This window comes from Mycobacterium sp., assembly GCF_049683355.1.
Lineage (GTDB): Bacteria > Actinomycetota > Actinomycetes > Mycobacteriales > Mycobacteriaceae > Mycobacterium.
Genome location: NZ_JBAUJB010000180.1, coordinates 1 through 3,671 on the forward strand (window position 1 = coordinate 1; position 3,671 = coordinate 3,671).

General features: G+C 67.4%; 3 protein-coding genes and 1 pseudogene. All 4 read right to left on the minus strand.

All coding sequences use genetic code 11. The annotated features are described in order from the left end of the window. Positions 1-147 (minus strand): annotated as a pseudogene (locus WA944_RS10875) (IS1380 family transposase); the annotation flags it as partial. A gap of 159 nt (positions 148-306) precedes the next feature. Beyond that, the gene (locus tag WA944_RS10880; RefSeq protein WP_526610126.1) at positions 307-1,053 is read right to left on the minus strand and encodes a hypothetical protein; all 747 of its coding nucleotides are present in this window, start codon (positions 1,051-1,053) and stop codon (positions 307-309) included. Between the two features lie 73 nt (positions 1,054-1,126). Further along, positions 1,127-2,653 carry a type VII secretion integral membrane protein EccD gene (eccD, locus tag WA944_RS10885; RefSeq protein ID WP_526370421.1) on the minus strand — a complete coding sequence of 509 codons (1,527 nt, stop codon included), beginning with the start codon at positions 2,651-2,653 and terminating at the stop codon, positions 1,127-1,129. Then, positions 2,650-3,671: MinD/ParA family ATP-binding protein (locus tag WA944_RS10890; protein ID WP_526646911.1), on the minus strand; the 1,022-nt coding region annotated here is incomplete at its 5' end. The genes eccD and WA944_RS10890, both read right to left, overlap by 4 nt.

The following is a 3,671-nucleotide window of genomic DNA, read 5'->3' on the forward strand; positions in this document are numbered from 1 at the left end:
GGTCGGCACGCTCATGTGCTCATCGGCCAACTCGGCCAGACCACATTTTCGGGCCAGGGCGGCCATCGGGATCAGCCCGGCACACGACACCAGATTGGGGTCATCGAAGACTGCAGACGCGACGGGCCGGGTGTGAGATAGTTCCATCTACGAGATGCCCTTCGTTATGGCCGAATGTGATCCTCAAGAAATCTCATTCTCCACCACGACAGGGCATTTCGGCGTTTCAACTCACATCACCCATCCACCGGATCGGTGTATCCGGGCTAAGCTAAGGCTAAGCGGTCGTCGGTCGACTCACGCAGCTCACAGATCGATCCTGTCGTCAGGTTCGGCGGCGCGGTGACGTCCAGGACCCGATGACGCCGCATCACCTTCGCGGTCGGTCGTATCCGGTGCACGTTCGGCACCCGGGTCCGCCGCCGCCGCGCCGTCACGCTCGTTGTCATGCGGGTCATCCTCGCGGGCCTGCCCGCCGTCCGGCTCCGGCTCCTCGGCAGGCTGCCCCTCCGGAAACCCACCGCCGGGGCCGTCGGCCTTGGCGGCCGAATCTCCTTGCCCGACGGTGCCGGAATGACCACCGGAACTGCCCTGACCGAACTGGCCCGCCACCTGTTGGACCTGCTGACCCACCTGCTGCGCGCCCTGCATGACACCCTGCGGCACGGCCGCCGCCGCGCCCATCACCTGCATGGGCATCTGCGCCATCTGACCTGCCATCTGCATGGGCGTGCTCACCATCTGGCTCATCGAATCGGCGCTCGAGCCGGCTGCAGACGCCGGACCACCTGATCCGGTGCCCGGCGCGCCCGGCAGGCTCTGCATCTCCTGGCTGATCTGCCCGCCGAGTTGCTGATCGGTCGACGAGTACGCCTGTGCCGCGGCGACGACGTTGTTCGCGGTTTTCGTCGACTGCGCTTGCACCGCGAGCAGCTGGGTCATCACGGGCCCCTCGATGTTGGGGATCTGGCTGATGATCGCGGTCGACAGCGGATCTGCGCCCGCGGGCGCGAACGGCGGCGGCGCCGGGGGCAGTTGAGCCGCTGACGTCAACAGCTCACCGCCCGCCGTACCCAGTTGCTCTGGATCTACCGACAGAGGAGGTGGATTGCCCATGGCTGATCCCCTAGAACCGCAGGTTGCGTAGTAGGTCGTACACCCCAGCGATCCACAGCAACATCGGGATGACCGCCGCGATCGCGGCACCATCGAGTAGCTCGAGAATCCGCTTGGTGACCGGCGATACCCGCCGTACGCCCTCGGTGGCACCGATCAGGACCACCGCTACCAACGCGACTGCGGTGTATATGCCCAGCACCAGCCAGGCCCGCGACGGGTACCACAGACACAGCCGAACCATCACGCCGGTCGGGATCGCCACGGCCGCCGCCATCAGCGCCCAGGCGCACCACCGCTCGGCGTAGAGCCGGGAGCGGAAACCGCACACAATCATCACCAGGCTCGCCACGATCATGCTGTGCTTGAAGAAGTGCCCTTGCACCACAACCGCTATCGCCCCGGCCGCGAGGATCAACGCACCTGCGGTGAGGAATCCGATCAGCAGTCGCTTCGCCAGCCGGCTGCGCTCGGTCAGGCGTGCGGCAGAGTCGGGCACCGAGGCGATGATCGCCTGCCAGGTCTCCGACTCCTCGGATGCGTCCGGCGTGGTCACCGGATCCAGCAACTCGTCGTTCGACACCGTCTCACCGGGCGCCGGGATCGGTGGCAGCGCGATCCGGGCCACGGCCACCGTGAGCTTGGCTGCGTTGGTGACGACGATCAGCCCGAAGGCGATCGCGCCCGCCGGCACCCAATTGCTCCAGCCGTACCCGAATGCCACCGCGGCGATCGTCACCGCGGTCGCGACCACCGCAAGGAAGGCGGCCACCTCTGCTCGACGCCTCGGCCCACCCCGACTCGCCAGAACCATCAGCAGCAGCAGCGAACCCACACCCGCGAGTTGCGGCGCCCCAAGGGATTCCACCCCGCGTGGCAGTGGCACCGCCAGCGCGACCGCACCACCCAGAGTCAGCAGCGAGGACACCAGCAGGCTCTCGGCCATGTCGAGGTTGCCGAACCTGCGCTGGGACAACACGCTGCCGCCCAGCAGGGCCAGACCCAGCACGCCCAGGATGACCGCCCACCACCAGTCACGCCCCGTGGACGCCCAGGACAGGATCGCCACGGTGGTGACGGCGGCTGCCGCCAACGGAAGCACCAACCCGACGAATCGGTACAGCGCCGTGCGATCGAACTCCGGAGTCTCGTCGAGCACCGCGATCGCATCGATGACGTCCTCGACCAGCGGCCGGTAGCGTTCGGTGCGACTGACCGGAACGATGGTGAGCAGCGAACCGTCGACCACACCTGCTTCGTCGAGGGACTCGGATAGTTTGATCGGCGGGGCACCCGGGCGCGCGAACGACCAAGCCCCCTGCGCCTTGAAGTCGAAGCCTGCCAACACCTCTGCCGGTGTGTCCGAGAGGATCTCGGCCAACACCGACACGGTCTCGTCGACGTAGGTCTCGATCGGCGCCGTCGAGGGCAGTACCAGATCGGTCATCCGCCTACCGGTCAGGATCGTGACCCGCGTGGTCGACGGCCGACCGGGGGTGACGGCGGTCGACGACGCGTGCGCGGCCGTCGCGGTCAACGCCGTTCGAGCCTGTCGAAGTCGTCCGAGAGCGCAGCCGCCAACTCGATGACCTTGCGTCCGAACTGCTTACCCAGCAGATCCAGCTGGATCTCGGTGCCCGCGGCGATGTGCTTGTCCCACGGCAGCACGATCACCCGACCCGGGGGCACGTGCCGCTCGAACTGCTGCACGAGATCCTCGACGTCGATGTTGGGTTTGCCCGGCGTGACGTGGTTGATGACGACGCAGGACCGACCCAGCAGGTCTTGATACCCGTTCTGGCGCAGCCAGTCCATTGTGATCGCCGCCTGACGGGCACCGTCGATCGAGGCGCTCGCCACGATCACCAGACCCGACACCGTCGAGAGCACGCCCCGAGCGCCGGGCTGGAAGAGTCCCGCGCCGCAGTCGGCGAGCACCAGGTTGTAGTAGCGCGACACGATCTCCGTCGCCGACCGCCAGTCCTCGTCGTTGAATTCGCGCCGCGCCGCGCTGTACTCCTCCGAGGACAGCACTTCGAGGTTCGCGCCGTTCATGCTGGTGTACGCGCGAATATCGTTGTAGCGGTGCAACTCTTTGTCGGTCAACAGGTCCGCGATGGTCGCTGCCGACTGCCGCCCGGCTCGGTCGGCCAGGTTGCCGCCGTCGGGATCGGCGTCGATCGCGAGAATCCGGTCTCCGCGCACCTTGCTGAGTGCCGACCCCAGCGCGACGGTCACCGCCGTCTTGCCCACCCCGCCTTTCAGACCGAAAACGCCGATCTGGTAAGAGTCCCTGGCGTTGCGCCGGATGCGGGCATGCAGGTCCATCTCGTACATCTCGTCCGGCGAGAGCCCGAGGTTGATGCGGGTCAGCATGTAGATCCAGTGTCGCCACCCACGCTGCGAGGGCATCTTCACCGCGCTGCGGACCCCGACATGGGACAGGGCGTCGATCGCACGGTGGTTGCCCATCGACGCCGCCGACGTCGGAGCGGGTTGCGCAACGGTCCGGTGGGCGCCCTCACCGTCGGCGAAGTGCCGCGACGGCGCGGGCG